The sequence below is a fragment of the Paenibacillus sp. OT2-17 genome (genome assembly GCF_009827695.1).
Lineage (GTDB): Bacteria > Bacillota > Bacilli > Paenibacillales > Paenibacillaceae > Paenibacillus > Paenibacillus polymyxa_B.
Window position 1 is genome coordinate 1 of the sequence record NZ_WUDQ01000915.1, and the last position, 908, is coordinate 908.

The window sequence follows — 908 nt, forward strand, 5'->3', positions numbered from 1 at the left end:
CGCTTGACCAACGACAAAGCGAAGGCTTAAAAAGCATTGCGGTGCAGACGGAATCGACATTATATATGGTGCTGTTGGCTGCCTATTCGGCTTTGCTTAGCCACTATAGCGGGCAGGAAGATATTATTGTCGGTTCGCCAATTGCAGGGCGGCCCCATGCAGATCTTGGCAGTCTGATCGGGATGTTCGTGAATACACTGGCAATCCGTAATTATCCAGAAGGCGGGAAAACGTTCCGCGAATATGTGTTGGAGGTCAAGGAAAACGCGTTAAAGGCTTTTGAACATCAGGATTATCCGTTTGAAGAGCTGGTGGAGAAGCTGGGCGTGGATCGAGATTTAAGCCGTAATCCGTTATTTGATACCATGTTTGCACTACAAAACATAGAGCAAAAAGAGCAGCAGCTGGCGGGGCTGCAATTGGCATCTTATCCAAGTGAACAAACGGCGGCCAAATTTGATTTGAGTCTGTTCGCAGTGGAGGATGGAGAACAAATTTCCTGTGCTCTTCAATACGGAACTCGGCTGTACAAACGGGAAACCATCGAACGACTGACTGAACATTTGCAGCAGCTTATCAATGCGGTTATAAAACAGCCGGATATCGCTCTTTCGGCTATAGAAATGGTTTCGGCCCAAGAAAAAGAGCTGCTTGTGCAGAGATTCAATGATACGGTAGCAGACTATCCGTATCCACGAGATCAAGCACTGCATGTGCTGTTCGAGGAACAGGTAGCGCAATCACCAGATCGGCTGGCCATCACCTTTGCGGACATGCAGCTTACCTACCGCGAGCTGAATGAACGTGCCGACCGTCTGGCACGCATACTCGCTTCCCATGGGATACAGCGCGGGTCCGAGCCAGAGACACAGCGAGTAGGGATTATGGCTGAACGCTCCATTGAAATG

1 protein-coding gene is annotated in these 908 nt (G+C 49.4%); it reads left to right on the forward strand.

The window, feature by feature from the left end:
- Positions 1 to 908, forward strand: a 908-nt coding sequence (locus GRP75_RS28155) for a condensation domain-containing protein (protein WP_160791021.1), incomplete at both ends; no start/stop codon positions are given.